We start from the raw sequence: 16,316 nt of genomic DNA, 5'->3' as shown, positions 1-16,316 counted from the left end.
TGGCAGTGGCGCCGCGCGGCCGGCCCGAAGGCGGCCGCGGCGCTGGGCGGCCTCTACGTCGCGGCGTTCGCGGGCTCCCACCCGCTGGCGAAGAAGCTGGGCGCATGGCCGTCGGTCCTCACGGTGGCGGGCACCATGGCCCTGGCCTCCTGGGCCGTCGCCGACCGGAAGTAGGCAAAGCCTTTCGCTCCCCCAGAAGTTGCAGACCAGGGGCGCGAGGCTCCGCTGATATGCGGCTCCGCCGCGCGGGCGCGACAGGCCACCGATGAGCAGAAGGTCCTCACTGCGCAGGGCCATCCGCACGCCGGTGGTTTCTCGCGCCCGCGCGGCGGAGCCGAATGTCAGCAGAGTCCCGCGCCTCTGGACAGTGCAACGACCCTGCGACTCAGACGCTCAGGCCGTGCGCGGCGAACCACGCCGCGGGGGCGACCGGGTCCGCGCCGTCGGGGCGGACCTCGATGTAGACGTGGGGGGTGGTGAAGCCCCGGGAGGAGCCGACGCGGCCGATGGGGTGGCCGGCGGGGACGGAGCCCGTGGCGGCGGCGATCGCGGAGAGGTGGCAGTACCAGATCTCCGTGCCGTCGGGCAGCGTCTGGATGACGCGGTAGCCGTAACTGCCGGCCCAGCCGGCGGAGGTGATGGTCCCGGCGCCCACCGCACGGACGGGGGTGCCCGCGGGGGCCGGGAAGTCCTGGCCCGGGTGGAGGTGGGACCAGTAGGACGCATCGCGGCCGAGGCCGGTCGAGGCGCAGGCGATCGGGGGGACGAGCGGGCCGACGGCCCGCACCCGCTCGGCCGCCGCGGCCTTCGCGGAGGCCGCGGCCGCGGCCTCGAGGCGGACGGACTGCGCCACCGTCGGCGCGGCGGAGGTGTGGTCCGGCCCGCCCTGGGTACGGATGCGGTCGAGGAGCGCGGTGCCGGCGTCGGAGGCGTGGGCGGTGGACGCCGCGCCTGCGTGCTCGTCGACGAAGAGCGAGCCCGTCGCGCCGCTGTGCTCGCCGCGCTCGGCGTGCTCCGCCGCCATCGCGGGGCCGGCGAGGCCGATGACGCTGCTGGCCCCGACCGCCATGGCCGCCAGGCCCAACGCGGCGCCGCGCTGCCGCGGCATGGCGAGGACGGGCTGGTCGGTCGGCGCCGGGTGCTGGACCTCGGCCGGGTATGCCGCCATGACTGGCGTGCTCCTTTCCGTCCCTACGCCGACCGGGTTAGCTGACGGGTTCGGAGAGGGAGGTCTCCTACGGCCTCAAGGCCGATACACCCCAGGTGCGTTGGGTCCCCGGTTCCATACGGATTAGGCGATACACACGACGTCCGCGCGTACTGTTATGGAAAGTTAATACTAAAGCGGCCTGAATCCAAGTGTTTCCCGGGGGGCAGTTGGGGCCACAGCGCCCGTCGGCCGTCATCGGGCGGCGGGGTAGAGCCATGCGACGAGCCTGCCCGCGACGGCGTCGGAGGAGAGGGTGCGCGCGTTCGCGAAGCTCCCGTCCTGGGTGGTGGCCCGGACGGTGCCGTCCGGGTTGAGCACCACCAGCGCGGGGATGCCGCTGCGCTTGAGGTCGATCCAGCGCGCGGCGAGCGCGCCGTTGCGGTCGTAGTGGCCGATGTCGACGAGGACCAGGCGGTAGTCGCGCTGGAGCACGAGCCTCACGGCCGGGTCGGTGACGCGGCGGGCGAGCGCCTGGCAGTCGACGCACCAGTCGGCCCCGAACTCCACCAGCACCGGCCGTCCGTCCAGGCGCGACTGGGCCAGCGCCGCCGCGACGGCGGCGGAGGCGTCCGCCCGGGGGTCGTAGCCCGTCGGCACCGGCGCGGGCACGACCGGGGAGACGCTGACGAAGGGTTTCGCGTAGTGCGGCGCGAGCGTGGCACCGCGCCCGTTCACCTGCACGCAGCCCGTCAGCCCGAGGAGCGGTCCGAGGAGGAGTGCGAGAAGCAGCGCGGGGAGCGGCGCGCGGGGGGCGGCGTGCGGCGGCGGGGCGGTCGGGGCACGAAGTGGTCGCACAGGGTCCAGTGCAACACCCGGCCACCCGCCGAACGGGCTCGACGCGCCGTCACCGGTCGGCCCCCGACCCTACAGCGAGAGGTAGACGAGGCTGCCGGCGCCGGCGAGGAAGCAGTAGATGGCGAACGGGGTGAGCGTCTTGGTCTCGAAGTACTTGTCGAGGAAGCGCACCGCCACGTAGCCGGCCACGAACGCGCAGATGCTGCCGACCAGGAGCTGGCCGTGGATGCCCGCCCCCTGCGAGCCCGCGAGCGAGGGGAGCTTCAGCAGGGCCGCGCCGCCGATCGCCGGGGTGGCCAGCAGGAAGGCGAACCGGGCGGAGTCCTCGTGGCGCAGGCCCTTGAAGATACCGGCGCTCATGGTCACACCGGAGCGGCTGATGCCGGGCAGCAGCGCCAGGATCTGCGCGGCGCCGACCCAAAGAGCGCTGGCCCAGCCGAGCTTGACGATGCGCCGGTCCGAGATGACGTCGGGGTGCAGCTGCTCGTCGCCCGGGCTCGACAGGTCGCCGGCCCGGCGTCGGCCGGTGCCGCCGCGCTTGAGCCGCTCAGCGAAGAAGAGCACGAAGCCGTTCAGCATCAGGAAGAAGGCGGCCGGGATCGGCTTGCCCAGGTTCTCGCGGAAGACCTTGTCCAGTGCGATACCGGCGACGCCGACCGGGATGGTGGCGACGATCAGCAGCCAGGCCAGCCGCTGGTTGACCGTCTCGATCCGCCGCTCCTTGATCGAGCTGAAGAGGCCCTGCAGCACCCGCGCCCAGTCCTTGCGGAAGTAGACGACCAGCGCCACCGCGGTGGCGAGGTGCAGCCCGACCAGAACGCTGAGGTACGGCGACTGGTCGCCGGCGACGTTCAGGTCGTCCGAGTACGGCTTGCCGAGCAGCGCGGGTATCAGGATGCTGTGGCCGAGGCTGGAGACCGGGAACAGCTCGGTGACGCCCTGCAGCAGGCCGACGCCGATCGCTTCGGGATAGGTGAGCACGGACATCGGTATGGCGACCTTGGGCTGCTGGAGGGACGGGACGTCGAGCAGCCCGAAATTACTACAAGCGTGTAGACGCCAGGCGCCCGGATGGCGGGTGTTCATCCACCCGTCGAGTGATGTTCACCGAGGCGAGCCAGAGCGGGAGTCCGACGATCACCGACAGCCAGATCGGCGACATCAACCGGTCCGCCTCGTACGCCAGCGGATGCGCCACGACCGACGCGATCCCGGTGACCGCGCAGCCGACAGCGTAGGCGGCGACCGGCGTCGGCGCGCGCCGCAGCCCGAGCGCCGCGAGCCCGAGCGCGACGGGCAGCACCGGCGCCGTCGCGGTGCTCTGCGCCCACTGCCACCACATCCGCAGGTTCAGCACGACGAGCCGGGCGTGCGGGTCGGACGCGAGCGGCTGGGTGAAGTGCGCCGAGAACAGGTCGTCGAGGCTCAGCTCAAGTGAGGGCAGGTGCAGGACCGCGTCCGCGACGACGAGCCCCGCGAGCGCGGCCAGTGAGGCGGCGCCGACGACCACCGTGCCTCCGACCTGCGCGCCGCTCCCTCGCCCGGCCCGGCTCCTGCCGCGGCGCAGCGCGGCAAGGACGGCCGAACCGAGCGCGGTGACGAGCGCGAGCGGCGCCAGCTCGGCGTACCGGACGAGGCCGAGCGCGAGGTAGGCGGCGACGAGCAGCGCTCCTCCGGCCCACAGGCGCGGTCGCCGTCCGTCGCAGCAGAGCGCCACTGCGAGCAGACCCGCCGTCAGGCAGAGCAGTGCGGCCCCCTCCGAGAGCGGCCGCACCCCGTAGGTGCCGGTGGGACAGAGGCAGCAGAGCAGCTGCCCGATCGCCGCGACGCGCCTGCGCGCGAGCGGGAGGACGACGCGGAGCGTCGCGAAGACCAGCGTTCCGGCGACGCCGGTCAGCAGCACGGAGGTGACACGCAGCGCGGTCGGTCCGCCGAGCAGCATGACGGCCGGCGCCGCGAGCAGCGGGTAGCCGGGCCGGGTGGCGAAGATCCGCAGGTACCGCGGGTCGTTCGGTGGGAGCACCGTCGCGCCGAGGCGCGCCCGGCACGCGGCGACGCCCGCCTGGAGGGCCGCGGCGTCGGGTTCGGGGAAGGAGGTGGCGACCGGCAGGAGCAGGCTTCTTCGGAGGTCGACCTTGGCCGACTCGGCGCAGTAGTCGGCGTTGGCCGCACGTTGCGCGACGACCGCGGACTGGCCCGCGTACTCACGGGCGAGCAGGTCGTAGCGGTAGCTGTCGTTGCTGAAGCTGCTCGTGGGGAGCGCGAAGAGCTGGAGCAGGACGAACAGGAGGAGCAGCAGCGCGGGCAGCGCGCCGGCGTTCGTCCTCAGCTCCCGGATCACCTCCCGAGGCTCGCACCCGACCCGCGCCCCGGCACGTCGGAACTCGACGGCTTCGCCCGTTCAGGTGCAACGAAAAGGCCCCCCGGCCGACGGCCGGGGGGCCTGAACCACGTCATCACGCCGTCATGCCGCCGTGGCGAGCTCCGCGGGCTGCGGGGAGCCGGTGACGACCGTGCTGCGCACCGGGGCGGCGTTGTCCGCGACGGCGGGCAGCACCCGGCGCAGCCGCCAGGCCACGACGGTGATGGCAACGCAGAACACGGCGAGCGCAGCGAGGTACAGCGTCGACAGTCCGGCGCCGACCAGGAGCACGCCCAGCGCGGGACCGAGCGCGATCGCCACCTGCTTGACCAGTGCGAACGCCGCGTTGTAGGTGCCGAGCAGGCGCGCCGGGGCGAGGTCGGCGACGATCGGGCCGAGGGTCGGCGCGAGCAGCGCCTCGCCGACGCCGAAGAGGGCGTAGGTCATCATCATCGAGCCGATCGCGGCGAGCGAGCCACCGTGGAAGAGGCCCGCGACACCCGCGAAGATCCACGCGGCCAGCCAGACGATGCCGGTCGCCGCGATCGCGGTGGTGCGGCGACGGCGCGCGGTGATCCGGACGACGAACATCTGCAGCAGCACGATCGCGAAGGTGTTCACGCCGAGGCCGATGCCGAGCGCGGACGGCGAGATGCCGACCGTGCTGGTCGCGTACGCGGCCACGCCGCTCTCGAACTGGCCGTAGCAGGCGAAGAAGATCAGCCCGGCGAGAACGGAGAGCTTGACCATCGCCCGGTCGCCCAGCAGCGTCCGGAAGTCCGAGCCGCCGGCCTTGCGGGCAGGGGCATCCTCGGCGGTCATCGCGGCGGGGAGCCGGATGGTGCCGGTCACGGCGGCGAGGACCAGGAACATCAGCGCCTCGATCGAGAAGAGCAGCGTCAGGCTGCCCGGCCGGGAGACGTCGACGATCTGGCCGCCGAGCATCGCGCCGATGCCCATGCCCAGGTTGACCAGGGTGAACTGGAGCGCGAAGGCGTGTGCCCGGGTGGACCGGGTGGAGCTGCGGACGACCATGGTGGCCAGGGCGGGCTGGCAGGTGGTGACGCCTGCGCCGAACAGGAAGGCCGCCACCAGGATTGTCCACTGCGTGGTGGCCAGCCCGAAGCTGAGCGCACCGAGTGCGGTCAGCACCGCGCCGGCGACCAGCACCGGGCGCGGACCGAAGCGGTCGATGCCACGGCCGCCCAGCGGCAGCACCACCAGCGCGGCGGCGGCGAACAGGGTGAAGACCAGCCAGGCGGTCATGGAACCCAGACCGCGCACCTTCTCCACGTAAACGAACATGTAGGGGAGGGTGAACCCACTGCCGAAGGCACTCAGGGCATTCCCCACCTGGACGCGGCGCAGCGCCCCCCGCATCGTCTTCTCCTTCGTGATCGCCATCTCGCACACCGCCCTTCTCGAACCGTCTCTCAAGCCGTCTCTTGAGCCGTCTTCTTACGACCCCGTCTTCGTATCGAACGAAAGACTACACTACTAAAGTCTTCAGATGGCAACTTTTAATCCCGCAAGGCTTGAGCATGAGACACTGGCTGCCATGACAGAGTCGTCGCAGGAGCCCGGCCAGGAGCCGCACGAGCTCGCGATCAGCGAGCAGGTCGCGGTCTACCAGCGCGAGTTCCCCAATGTGGATCCGCAGGTCGAGACGATCGTCTCGACCCTCAGCCGCTTGGTCCGGCGCATGACCGTCTCCTACGGACGGCACCTCAACGACCTCGGCATCTCCTCCGCGGACTGGGAGGTCCTCAAGGCGCTGATCGTCGCCGGAGCCCCCTACCGGCTCGGGCCGGGCGAGCTGGCCAAGCGCATCGGGCTGACCCCTGCGGCGATGACGCACCGGGTCGACCGGATGGCCACCGCGGGGCTGGTCACCCGCAGCCGGGACGAGAGCAACCGCGTGCGCGTCAACATCGAGCTGACCGAGCTCGGTCGCGAGAAGTGGCTGGAGTCGATGCGCATGGCGGCCGTGTTCGAGGAGAGCCTGCTGCAGGACGCCGGGCCGGAGGAGCGCTCGGAGCTCGCCGGCGCGCTGGACCGGATGCTGCGCCGCGTCGAGGACAGCCAGCCCGACGCCCACGGGCGCAACGAGGACCCGACCGGCGACGGTGACGGGCACTGACAGCCGAGCAGGCCGAACAGTGAGAGGGGCGCGGCACCGCCGAAACGGTGCCGCGCCCCTCTCACTGTTCGGACGTCAGGAGAGCCCGTTGGCCTTGAGCCAGGTGTCCGCGACCGCACCCGGGTCCGCGCCCTGGGCGCCCACCTGGGCATCCAGCTGCATCAGGCCGTCGGTGGTGAGCTTGGAGGAGACGTCGTTGAGGACGGTGACGGCTCCGGCCGGCAGCGACTTGTTCGCCAGCGGCACCACGTTCTGGAAGCCGAACAGACCCTTGTCGTCGACCAGGGTCACCCAGCCGTTCTTCTGGATCATGGAGTCGGTGGTGAAGATGTCGGCGATCTGGACGTTGCCGTCCTTCAGTGCCGTCTCGGTCAGCGTGCCACCGGCGTCCAGCGCCTTGTAGCTCTTGAAGGTCAGACCGTAGGTGTCCTTCAGGCCGACCAGGCCCTGCTCGCGGGTCTGGAACTCCGGCGAGGCGCCGATGACGAGCGAGCTCGCGTCCTTGCTCAGCGAGCTGATGGTGGACGCCGAGGTCAGGTTCAGTTGCTTGGCCGTGGCGGCGTCGACCGTCAGCGAGTCCTTGTCCTCGGCGGCGGAGGGGTTGAGCAACTGCAGCGTCGGGCTCAGCTTGGCGGCCGTCTTGGCGTCGGTGTCGGCGGTGCTGGTGCCCACGGCCTTCGGGTCGAGGTAGGCGAGCAGTGCGCCGTTGTACTCGGGCATCAGCGTGACCGCGCCGTTCTTCATCAGCCCGTAGGAGATCTCACGGCTGCCGATGTTCGGGTGGTACTTCACCGTGAAGCCCTTGGCCGCGAGGGCGTGGCCGTATATGTCGGCCAGGATCGTGCTCTCGGAGAAGTTGTTGCTGCCGACGGTGATGACGCCTCCGCCCGCGCTCGCCGAGGGCGCCAGCGGGTTTGCGGCGGTGGAGCTGGACGAGCCGCAGGCGGAGAGGGCGACGGCGGCTGCGGCCGCCACCACGACAGCGGCCGTACGGGTACGGGTGGAGCGGGAGGCGAGGAAGAAGGTCACGGTTCCAATCCGGCTTCTGCTGTGGTCGCTGTGCTCGGTCGTGGGCTCGTTCGGGCGTCGTTCTCGGTCGTCGTTCGGGCCCCGTTCGGACAAGGCCACAGATGATCAAATCCGCTGCAACGCAGGCAAGTCAACGGATATTTGGTCACGATCGACCACGTCGGACCGAACGATGGTGTACCGCCGCACGCGGAGACCGGAAGTCCGGCGGCCCCGTTGTCGCGCAATATTCACAGTCGCCTCTGACAAACGGACCGCCCAACCGGTAGTCTCGCCGCGGTCACGGGTTCGGGGGGCGGGCTCAGGTTCGACCCGCCGCCGGATACACCGTCAACACGAAGGAATCGCAGGGACATTAGGAGCTCCTCTTGTCCTCCCTGGACACCTTGGCCGACCGGCTCGGACGGCGTCTCACCCGGCTGCCGTTCCGGCGCAAGCTCAACACGCTGATCGCCGCCCCGCTCGTCGTGATCACCCTGCTCGGTACGGCGTCGATGGCGGGCCAGGTCAGCCAGGCCCAGTCCGCGGCCGCCGAGGCCGACCTGCTCGGCAACAGCGCCACCGTCGCCGGGCTCGTCGACGACATCCAGCACGAGCAGGCGCAGGCGATCCTCTACTACGAGAGCTACTGGAGCGCCCCGGCCGGAGTCGCCAAGAACCCGGCCGAGCACGCCGCCTACCTGGCCGCTCAGCATGCCACCGACGCCCAGGCGGCCGCGGTCCGACGGGCCTTCGGCGGCGCGATGCCGGCGGAGCTGGACACCGCGCTGCAGAGACTGGGGCCGTACGGCCTCGGCCTCGCGCGCGAGGCGGTGGCCTCCGGCCTCCTCCCGACCGAGAACATCGACGCCTCCTACGGCGACGTCTCCGAGGACCTGATCGACGGCCTCGGCCTCACCGCCCAGCAGCACAGCCAGAGCACCGCCCGCCTCGCCGACCAGCTCGACGTGCTGCTCCGGGCCGACTCGGCCCACGCCCAGTTCGAGACGTCCGTCGTCTCGGCGCTCACCGGGGACTCCGACGCCACCGTGCAGTTCGGTGTCGCGGAGAGCAGCTTTCAGCTCTACAAGGCCCAGCAGGCCCGCTTCGCCGTGGTCGCGCCCGCGGACCGGTCGAGCGCGCTCTACGACGTCGACTTCGGCCCGGACGAGTTGCGGCTCGAGTCGGCCCTCGGCGATCTGGCGCAGAACATCTCGAGCGTCGCCCACCCGACCCCTGCCCAGCTCCGTACGGCGAGCAAGGCGGCCCAGGCGCTGGAGCCGGCGGCGGTCCGCGAGTCCGAGCAGCGTGCGGGCGTCATCAGCAGGCTGATCCCGCAGATCGCGGCCGAGGCCCGCAGCGACTCGACGCGGTCCTGGTGGCGGGCGAGCCTCCTGCTCGCCCTCGCCGTCGTCCTCTTCCTCGGCTGGGTGCTGCTGCTGACCCTGATCCGCCGCTCCATCGTCGGCCCGCTGCAGCAGGTGACCGAGGCCGCGCGCCGCGTCTCCGAGCTCTCCGCCCAGGAGTTGGCGCGCGTGGCGGACGAGGACACCCCCGCCGCCGACGGCCCGCCGCAGCTGGAGGACCTGCCGATCCTCGCGGCCGACGAGATCGGCGAGCTGGCCAGGGCGTTCAACCAGGTGCAGACCACCGCGGGCGCGCTGCTGGAGCGGCAGGCGCAGAGCCGCCGCAACATCGCGGAGATGTTCGGGAACATCGGCCGCCGCGTCGCCAACCTGACCGGCCGTCAACTCGCGCTGGTCGACGCGGTCGAACGCGGCGAGACCGACCCCGAGCTGCTCGAGCAGCTCTACCGGATCGACCACATCGCGGTGCGCCTGCAGCGCAACGCCGACTCGCTGATGCTGCTGGCCGGTCTGCGGGAAACCGAACTGGACGGGCGGCCCGCCGAGTTGAGCCACGTCGTCCGTGCCGCGCTGGGCCAGATCGAGGGCTTCGAGCGGGTCAGGCTGGTCGCCGAGGTCGACGCGACCGTGGCACCGGACCTCGTCAACGACCTCGTCCTGGTGCTGGCCGAGCTGCTGGAGAACGCGGTCTCCTTCTCCCCCGCGCACAGCGAGGTCGCCGTGACGCTGCGGGAGCGCCACGGGCAGGCGGTGCTGGAGATCGTCGACCACGGTCTGGGCATGAGCGCGGAACGGCTCGTCGAGGAGAACGCGCGCCTGGTGCGCCGCGAGCGCCTGGACCTGGCGCCGACCAGGGTGCTCGGCCTCTTCGTGGTCGGCGTGCTCGCCCGTCGCTGGGACCTCCAGGTCGCCCTGTCGCGCACCCCCGGCGGCGGTGTGACCTGTGACGTAGCCCTGCCCGCCGACCTGGTCACCCCGAGCGCGACGCTGGCGGGCCTCACCTGGTCGACGGTCGCCGCGCCCGCGCCGACCGTCGCCGCACGCATGGAAGCGGCGTTTCCCGCCCCGGAGCGGACCCCGGCCCTCACGGCCGCCACCGTCACCGCCCCCACCACGGCTCCCGCCCCGGACGGCGGCAGCGACGACACCCCGCCGCCGGGAGGACTGCGCCGACGGGTCCGCGGCGCGACCCTGCGCGAGAACCACGGCGGCGCCGCGCACTTCGCGGCGCGCCCCGCCGATCCCGACGAGGTGCGCTCCGCCCTGGAGGAGTTCGAAGCAGCGGTCAGTCGCGCGGAGCGCGACAGCAGTCCCGGTTCCACCCGTACGACCAGCACCACCGGCACGACCAGCACCCCCGAGCGAGCGGAAGGAGTGGGACAGTGACGACCGATCCCACCGTGCAGGACCTGCAAGGCGCAGCGGCGGACTTCACCTGGCTGCTGGGCCGCTTCGCCGGGGAGACCGCCGGCGTCGTCGACGCCATCGCCGTCTCCTCCGACGGCCTGCTCATCGCCGTCTCCCGGCTGCGCGACCACGCCGACTCCGAGCGGCTGGCGGCGATCGTCTCCGGCATCACCAGCCTGGCGGCGGGCGCCTCCGGCAACTACGGCCTGGGCGGGCTCAACAAGGTCATCATCGACCTGGAGGGCGGCCACCTGCTGGTCTCCTCGATCGGCAACGGCTGCGTGCTCGGCGTGGTGGCCTCCAAGGAGGCCAAGCTGGGCAACATCGCCTACGAGATGACGCTCTTCGCCAACCGCGCGGGCGCCGCGCTGAGCCCGCAGCTGATCATGGAGCTGAAGAACGGCGTCGGCGCGTGAGCGGCTCCGACGACGCCTCCGGAAGACGCGGCAAGGCGGTCGTCCGCGCGCTCCGGCCCTACGTCGACCCGCCGGAGGAGGACACCCCCGCACCGGGGCCCTCCTCCCGGTCCGCCTCCGCGTCCGGCCCCGCACCGGGGCCCGCGGGCGAGCCGGTCCGGCGCAGCCTCTCCGTCCGGCCGTTCCTGGTCACCGCGGGACGGGTGACCGACGCGGACAGGCTCCCGCTGGAGACCCAGGTCATCACCACGACGGCGGGACTCAACGCCCTGCCGGCCCTCACCTTCGAACAGCACGACATCGTCGCGGCCTGCCGCGAACCGCTGTCGCTCGCGGAGCTCGCGGCCCGGCTGCACCTGCACCTGAACGTGGTGCGGGTCCTCGCCGGCGACCTGCGCTCCGCCGGACACCTGACCGTCCACGCTCCCCAGGCCGACGCCGCCCACGACCTCTCCGTCCTGCGACGGGTGATCGACGGGCTCCGCGCCGTCCCCGACTCGCGAGGTCTCACGCGTGACAACAACCGCCCTGCCTAACCCCTCCGCGTCCGGTGCGGGCCGCCCGCCGCTGCCGGTCAAGATGGTCATCGCGGGCGGCTTCGGCGTGGGCAAGACCACGACCGTCGCCTCCATCTCCGAGATCGACCCGCTGACCACAGAGGCCTCCATCACGGAGGTCGCGGCGGGCGTCGACGACCTGACGCACACTCCGCACAAGACCACCACCACGGTGGCGATGGACTTCGGCGTGATCACGCTGGACCCGACCCTGAAGCTGTACCTGTTCGGCACGCCCGGCCAGGACCGCTTCGGGTTCATGTGGGACGACCTGGTCGCCGGGGCGCTCGGCGGTCTGGTGATCGTGGACACCCGGCGGCTGGACGACTGCTTCGCGGCGGTCGACTACTTCGAGAACAAGGGACTGCCCTTCGCCGTCGGCATCAACGTCTTCGACGGCAACCTCGACCACGACCTCGACGAGGTCCGCTGGGCCCTCGACATCCCCGACTCCGTCCCGCTGGTGCTCTTCGACGCACGGGAGCGCGGCAGCGTCCGGGACGCGCTGCTGGTGGTGCTCGAACTGGCTCTCCAGCGCGCCGAGGAGGAGTAGCCGCGGGGCGCCGGGGGTCCACGGGCTACCGGCTGCGGCGCACCCCGGGCGACACCAGGACCCTGCCCAGCAGCCAGAAGAACCCGAGCGTGGCCAGCGCCAGCGCCGCGACCAGGACCGCGCCGCCGACGACCTTCGCGTAGTTCACCTGACTGAGTCCGTCGACGATGTAGCGGCCGAGGCCGCCGAAGGAGACGTAGGCGGCGATCGTCGCGGTGGAGACGATCTGGATGGCGCCCGAGCGGATCCCGCTCAGGATCAGCGGCAGCGCCACCGGCAGCTCGACCTGCCCGAGGACGCGCCACCACGGCAGGCCGATGCCGCGTGCCGCGTCGACCAGTGACGGGTCGACGCCGCGCATCGCCTCGTAGGTGGTGACCAGGATCGGCGGGACCGCGAGGGCGACGAGCGGGACCATCACGGGGGTCAGGCCCAGGCCCATCAGGATGGTGAGCAGGACCAGCAGGCCGAAGGACGGCAGCGCGCGGGCGGCCGTCGCCAGCACGGCCAGCGCGTTGCCGCTGCGGCCGGTGTGACCGGTGACCAGGCCGACGGGCAGCGCGATCACCAGGGCGATCAGCAGCGCGAGGGCGCTGTACTGGACGTGTTCCAGCAGGCGCGTGGGGATGCCGTCCGCGCCGGACCACTGGCCGGGGGCGTCGAAGAACTGCTGGGCGTAGCCGAAGATGTTCACTTGGCCGTGGCCTTCCTCGCCCAGGGCGTCAGCAGCCGGCGAGCCAGCACGAGCAGGGCGTCCAGCAGCACCCCGATGACGGCGATGGAGATCACCGCGTCCCAGGCGAGCTGCGGGCGGTGGTAGTTGAGGGCGTCGGAGAGCAGGTTGCCGAGCGCGCCCTCGTTGCCGATCAGCATGCCGACGCTGACCAGGCTGACGCTGGAGACGGTGGCGACGCGCAGGCCCGCGAAGACGGCGGGGACCGCGATCGGCAGCTCCACCTGGAAGTAGCGGCGCAGCGTGCCGAAGCCCATGGCCTCCGCCGCCGCTCGGGTGTCCGCGGAGACCGAGCGCATGCCGTCGACGATGGCCGGCACCAGCACGACCAGGGTGTAGACGGTCAGCGGGATCTCGACGGTGAGGTCGCTCTCGCTGAACCAGTCGATCAGGAAGACGAAGAAGGCCAGCGAGGGGATCGCGTAGAAGACGGTCGCGACGCCCAGCACCGGCGGGTAGATCCAGCCGAAGCGGCGGCAGAGCAGGGCGATCGGCAGGGCGATCACCAGCCCGCACAGGACTGGCACGAGGGTCAGCTGCAGCTGCCAGCCGACCAGGCCCCACCAGGTGTTCTGCAGATCGCTCGGAACCTCGAAGAACCCGCCACCGCTCACCGCAGCACGCCCGCCGTGTGGGCGCTGCGTATCGCGGCGGCGATGGCCTCCTGGGCGGCGACCCCGACGGCGCGGCCCTGCTCGTCGACGGCGACCGCCCAGCCCGTCGGCGAGAGCACCGCGGAGTCGAGCGCCGCCCGGAGCGAGTCGCGGCCGACGGTGAACGCGCGGCCGTAGGGCAGCAGTTCGCCCTCCGTGCCGGTGGCACGGTCCAGGGCGTCGGACCAGCCGCGCGGGCGGCCCTCGGCGTCGGTGACCAGGACATAGGGGAGCTCCGCGAGGGTGGCGGCGCGGACCTGTTCGGCGGTGGCGTCCTCGGTGACGATCGGTTCGGCGGTCAGCTCCAGCTCCTCCGTGCCGAAGAAGGAGAGGTGGCGGATGCCCCGGTCGACGCCGAGGAAGTCCTCGACGAACTCGTCGGCGGGCGCGGAGAGCAACCGGGCGGGCGGCGCGTACTGGGCGAGGCGGCCGCCCTCGCGCAGCACGGCGACCATGTCGCCGAGCTTGATGGCCTCGTCGATGTCGTGGGTGACGAACACCACGGTCTTGCCCAGATCGGCCTGGATGCGCAGCAGCTCGTCCTGGAGGCCCTTGCGCACGATCGGGTCGACGGCGGAGAAGGGCTCGTCCATCAGCAGCACCGGCGGGTCCGCGGCCAGGGCGCGGGCGACGCCGACACGCTGCTGCTGCCCGCCGGAGAGCTGGTACGGGTAGCGCTTGGCGAAGGAGGCGTCCAGGCCGACACGCTCCATCAGCTCCCTGGCGCGCTCGCGCGCCCGGTGCTTGTCCCAGCCGAGCAGCCGCGGGACGGTGGCGATGTTGTCCATCACGGTCCGGTGCGGGAAGAGCCCGGCGTGCTGGATGACGTACCCCATGGAGCGGCGCAGCGCGTTGACCGGGGCCTCGCGGACGTCCTGGCCGTTCAGCAGGATCCGGCCCTCGGTGGGCTCGACCATGCGGTTGATCATGCGCAGGGTGGTGGTCTTGCCACAGCCGGAGGGGCCCACCAGCACCGTGATCGAGCCGTCGGGGATCTCCAGTGTGAGCCGGTCGACTGCGGTGGTCCCGTCGGGATACCGCTTGGTCACGGCGTCGATCACTATCACGGTGTGCAGCGCCCTTCGGGCCTCGGCCGGTCCGACGACCAGGTGACCTGGTTTGTGACAACGACCACCCATCTTCGTGGGGTCTCAGCAGGGGCGTCAATGCACTCAGAGGAAGTGCACAGGACCTCTACGTACACGTGCGGCACGTGTTCACACAGGCCAGAGGCGGTATGAGGCCGGTGCCACACAGTGATCAGGTATGGATGTGACCCCCGCCGTTCCATTTGTGATCAGAGCTGTGGCAGAGTCGCCCCCTATACCCATCGAAACGGGAGTCGAACCAGCCTCCCAGGGATCGCCCAGCGGGGATTGCTACAGTGCCCGCCCCTTCAGGGTGAACCGAAGCTCGCCGCAGAGGATGTGACCGTGACCGCAAACCGCGCCGCAGGCCAGGGCCGACGCCGGGCAGGCACCTCCATAGCCGACGGTGCCGGGTCCCAGGACGGCGCGGCGGGCTCACACGGCTCCACGGCCGTCGGCGGGCGGGCGGCGGCACGGCGCGGCCGCAAGAAAACCGGCCGGACCAAGCACAAGGGCCTCAAGATCGCCGGTGCCATCGTCCTGTCCCTGGCGGTGATCGGCGCCGCCGGCACCTACTACGTCGTGCACTCGCTGGACGGCAACATCACATCCTCCGACCTCTGCTCGGGCTCCACCTGCAACAGCAAGGAGAAGGTCGACGCCTTCGGCCGCAGCCCGATCAACATCCTTCTGATCGGCTCCGACGCGCGCGACACCGCGGCGGACTGCAACCTCGGCGGCGACTGCGGCAGCCCCGGCGCCCGCGCCGACGTCGAGATGGTGCTGCACGTCTCCGCCGACCGCTCCAACGCGACGGTGATGAGCATCCCGCGCGACCTGGAGACCACCATCCCGCAGTGCGACGCCGCCAAGGGCTACCCCAGCCAGGCACCGCACACCGACATGATCAACGCCGCGCTCAACTGGGGCCCCGGCTGCAGCGTCGCGGCGGTCCAGCAGCTGACCGGCATCCACATCGACCACTTCATGACGGTCGACTTCGGCGGCGTGGTCGCCATGTCGGACGCGGTGGGCGGCGTCAACGTCTGCGTCGACAAGAACGTCTACGACCCGTACTCGCACCTGAAGCTGTCGGCCGGCACCCACACCCTCAAGGGCACCTCGGCCCTGGAGTTCGTCCGCACCCGGCACGGCTTCGGCGACGGCGGCGACCTCGGCCGCACCTTCGCGCAGCACCTGTTCATCTCGGACATGGTGAAGAAGATGAAGAGCGCCGGGACGCTCACCGACATCCCCGCGATGTACAGCCTGGCCCAGGCCGCCACCCAGGCGCTGACCGTCGACACCGGCCTGAACAGCGTCTTCAAGCTCGCCGGGCTCGGCGAGGAGCTGAGCGGCATCTCGATGAACAACATCACCTTCCTGACCATGCAGACGCTGCCCGACCCGGCCAACAACGCCCGCCTGGTCACCGGCCCCGGCGCCCAGTCGCTCTTCGACTCGATAGCCAACGACCAGTCGCTCACCGAGATCAAGAGCAAGAGCAAGGGCGGCGCCGCGTCCCCCTCCGCGACCGCGAGCCCGGTCAACAAGGCCGACGTGGCGGTGAAGGTCGAGAACGGCACCGGCATCACCGGCCGCGCCGGGGCGATCAGCCAGAAGCTGATCGGTGACGGCTTCAGCCAGAACACCGTCGCGCTCAGCGGCTCCTCGGCGGCGACCACCACCCTCAGCTACCCCGCCGGGAAGGCCGCGGAGGCCCAGGCGGTCGCGAAGGACCTCGGCCTCAAGTCCGCGGCGGTCAAGCAGAGCAGCGTCAGCAGCTCGATCGTGCTGCTGATCGGCTCCGACTGGGCCTCCGGCACCACCTTCCCCGGCGGCACCGCGGTGCCGGCCCCGGCCAACACCAAGGCGGCGCTGACCGACTCGCACGCCCAGACCGCAAACGAGTCCGGCTGCGCCCAGGTCAGCACCTTCGACACGGTCTCCCTGCCGGGATACGGCGGGATGACCCCGACCCGCGCCTACGCTCTGAGCCCCAAGGTCCCAAACTCGGCGCCCTGACG

14 protein-coding genes, 1 pseudogene and 1 riboswitch are annotated in these 16,316 nt (G+C 71.6%); of the genes and pseudogenes, 6 read left to right on the top strand and 9 right to left on the bottom strand.

What is annotated here, in order from left to right:
* Positions 1–385: 385 nt before the first annotated feature.
* The 5 genes from TR49_RS08710 to TR49_RS08690 form a co-directional block, all read right to left on the bottom strand.
* A complete protein-coding gene (locus tag TR49_RS08710) occupies positions 386–1,168 on the bottom strand; it encodes a murein hydrolase activator EnvC family protein (protein ID WP_052434121.1) in 783 nt (260 codons plus the stop codon).
* A gap of 11 nt (positions 1,169–1,179) precedes the next feature.
* Positions 1,180–1,308: riboswitch (cyclic di-AMP (ydaO/yuaA leader) on the bottom strand.
* A gap of 94 nt (positions 1,309–1,402) precedes the next feature.
* A complete protein-coding gene (locus TR49_RS08705) occupies positions 1,403–2,005 on the bottom strand; it encodes a thioredoxin family protein (RefSeq protein ID WP_052434120.1) in 603 nt (200 codons plus the stop codon).
* A 69-nt stretch (positions 2,006–2,074) separates the two neighbouring features.
* Positions 2,075–3,091, bottom strand: coding sequence for an undecaprenyl-diphosphate phosphatase (locus tag TR49_RS08700; RefSeq protein ID WP_236653268.1), 1,017 nt, complete (start codon positions 3,089–3,091; stop codon positions 2,075–2,077).
* A complete protein-coding gene (locus TR49_RS08695; protein WP_042378997.1) occupies positions 3,048–4,346 on the bottom strand; it encodes a hypothetical protein in 1,299 nt (432 codons plus the stop codon). The genes TR49_RS08700 and TR49_RS08695 overlap by 44 nt, the downstream gene beginning before the upstream one ends.
* 123 nt (positions 4,347–4,469) lie before the next feature.
* The gene (locus TR49_RS08690) at positions 4,470–5,771 is read right to left on the bottom strand and encodes an MFS transporter (protein WP_236653267.1); all 1,302 of its coding nucleotides are present in this window, start codon (positions 5,769–5,771) and stop codon (positions 4,470–4,472) included.
* A 154-nt stretch (positions 5,772–5,925) separates the two neighbouring features.
* Here TR49_RS08690 and TR49_RS08685 point away from each other — a divergent pair, with 154 nt between their 5' ends.
* Entirely contained in the window at positions 5,926–6,507 is a 582-nt protein-coding gene (locus TR49_RS08685) for a MarR family winged helix-turn-helix transcriptional regulator (RefSeq protein ID WP_042378994.1), read from the top strand.
* A gap of 75 nt (positions 6,508–6,582) precedes the next feature.
* Here TR49_RS08685 and TR49_RS08680 read toward each other — a convergent pair whose 3' ends face one another.
* A complete protein-coding gene (locus TR49_RS08680; protein WP_042378992.1) occupies positions 6,583–7,536 on the bottom strand; it encodes an ABC transporter substrate-binding protein in 954 nt (317 codons plus the stop codon).
* 368 nt (positions 7,537–7,904) lie between these two features.
* Between TR49_RS08680 and TR49_RS08675 the strand changes: the two genes are divergently transcribed.
* The 4 genes and pseudogenes from TR49_RS08675 to TR49_RS08660 all read left to right on the top strand — a co-directional run bounded on the left by TR49_RS08675 (position 7,905) and on the right by TR49_RS08660 (position 11,815).
* Positions 7,905–10,268 carry a sensor histidine kinase gene (locus tag TR49_RS08675; RefSeq protein ID WP_042378989.1) on the top strand — a complete coding sequence of 788 codons (2,364 nt, stop codon included), beginning with the start codon at positions 7,905–7,907 and terminating at the stop codon, positions 10,266–10,268.
* Positions 10,265–10,705 carry a roadblock/LC7 domain-containing protein gene (locus TR49_RS08670; protein ID WP_042378987.1) on the top strand — a complete coding sequence of 147 codons (441 nt, stop codon included), beginning with the start codon at positions 10,265–10,267 and terminating at the stop codon, positions 10,703–10,705. Before TR49_RS08675 ends, TR49_RS08670 begins: the two co-directional genes overlap by 4 nt.
* 119 nt (positions 10,706–10,824) lie before the next feature.
* Positions 10,825–11,241 (top strand): annotated as a pseudogene (locus TR49_RS08665) (DUF742 domain-containing protein); the annotation flags it as partial.
* Positions 11,242–11,284: 43 nt separating this feature from the next.
* Positions 11,285–11,815 (top strand): GTP-binding protein, encoded by a 531-nt coding sequence (locus TR49_RS08660; protein ID WP_084724684.1) that lies wholly within the window; start codon positions 11,285–11,287, stop codon positions 11,813–11,815.
* 25 nt (positions 11,816–11,840) lie between these two features.
* Here the strand turns inward: TR49_RS08660 and TR49_RS08655 are convergent, their stop codons facing one another.
* Genes TR49_RS08655 through TR49_RS08645 form a run of 3 tightly spaced genes read right to left on the bottom strand, consistent with a single transcriptional unit; the run spans position 11,841 to position 14,268 of the window.
* Positions 11,841–12,509 carry an ABC transporter permease gene (locus TR49_RS08655; protein WP_042378984.1) on the bottom strand — a complete coding sequence of 223 codons (669 nt, stop codon included), beginning with the start codon at positions 12,507–12,509 and terminating at the stop codon, positions 11,841–11,843.
* A complete protein-coding gene (locus TR49_RS08650) occupies positions 12,506–13,162 on the bottom strand; it encodes an ABC transporter permease (RefSeq protein ID WP_042378981.1) in 657 nt (218 codons plus the stop codon). Before TR49_RS08650 ends, TR49_RS08655 begins: the two co-directional genes overlap by 4 nt.
* Positions 13,159–14,268 carry an ABC transporter ATP-binding protein gene (locus tag TR49_RS08645; RefSeq protein ID WP_042378978.1) on the bottom strand — a complete coding sequence of 370 codons (1,110 nt, stop codon included), beginning with the start codon at positions 14,266–14,268 and terminating at the stop codon, positions 13,159–13,161. The genes TR49_RS08650 and TR49_RS08645 overlap by 4 nt, the downstream gene beginning before the upstream one ends.
* 366 nt (positions 14,269–14,634) lie before the next feature.
* Here TR49_RS08645 and TR49_RS08640 point away from each other — a divergent pair, with 366 nt between their 5' ends.
* Positions 14,635–16,314, top strand: coding sequence for an LCP family protein (locus TR49_RS08640; RefSeq protein WP_236653266.1), 1,680 nt, complete (start codon positions 14,635–14,637; stop codon positions 16,312–16,314).
* Positions 16,315–16,316 lie beyond the last annotated feature (2 nt).

The sequence above is a fragment of the Streptacidiphilus melanogenes genome, assembly GCF_000787835.1.
In the GTDB taxonomy this organism is placed as follows: domain Bacteria; phylum Actinomycetota; class Actinomycetes; order Streptomycetales; family Streptomycetaceae; genus Streptacidiphilus; species Streptacidiphilus melanogenes.
Note: the sequence above shows the minus strand (reverse complement) of the source record. Positions and strands in the feature narration are given on the sequence as shown.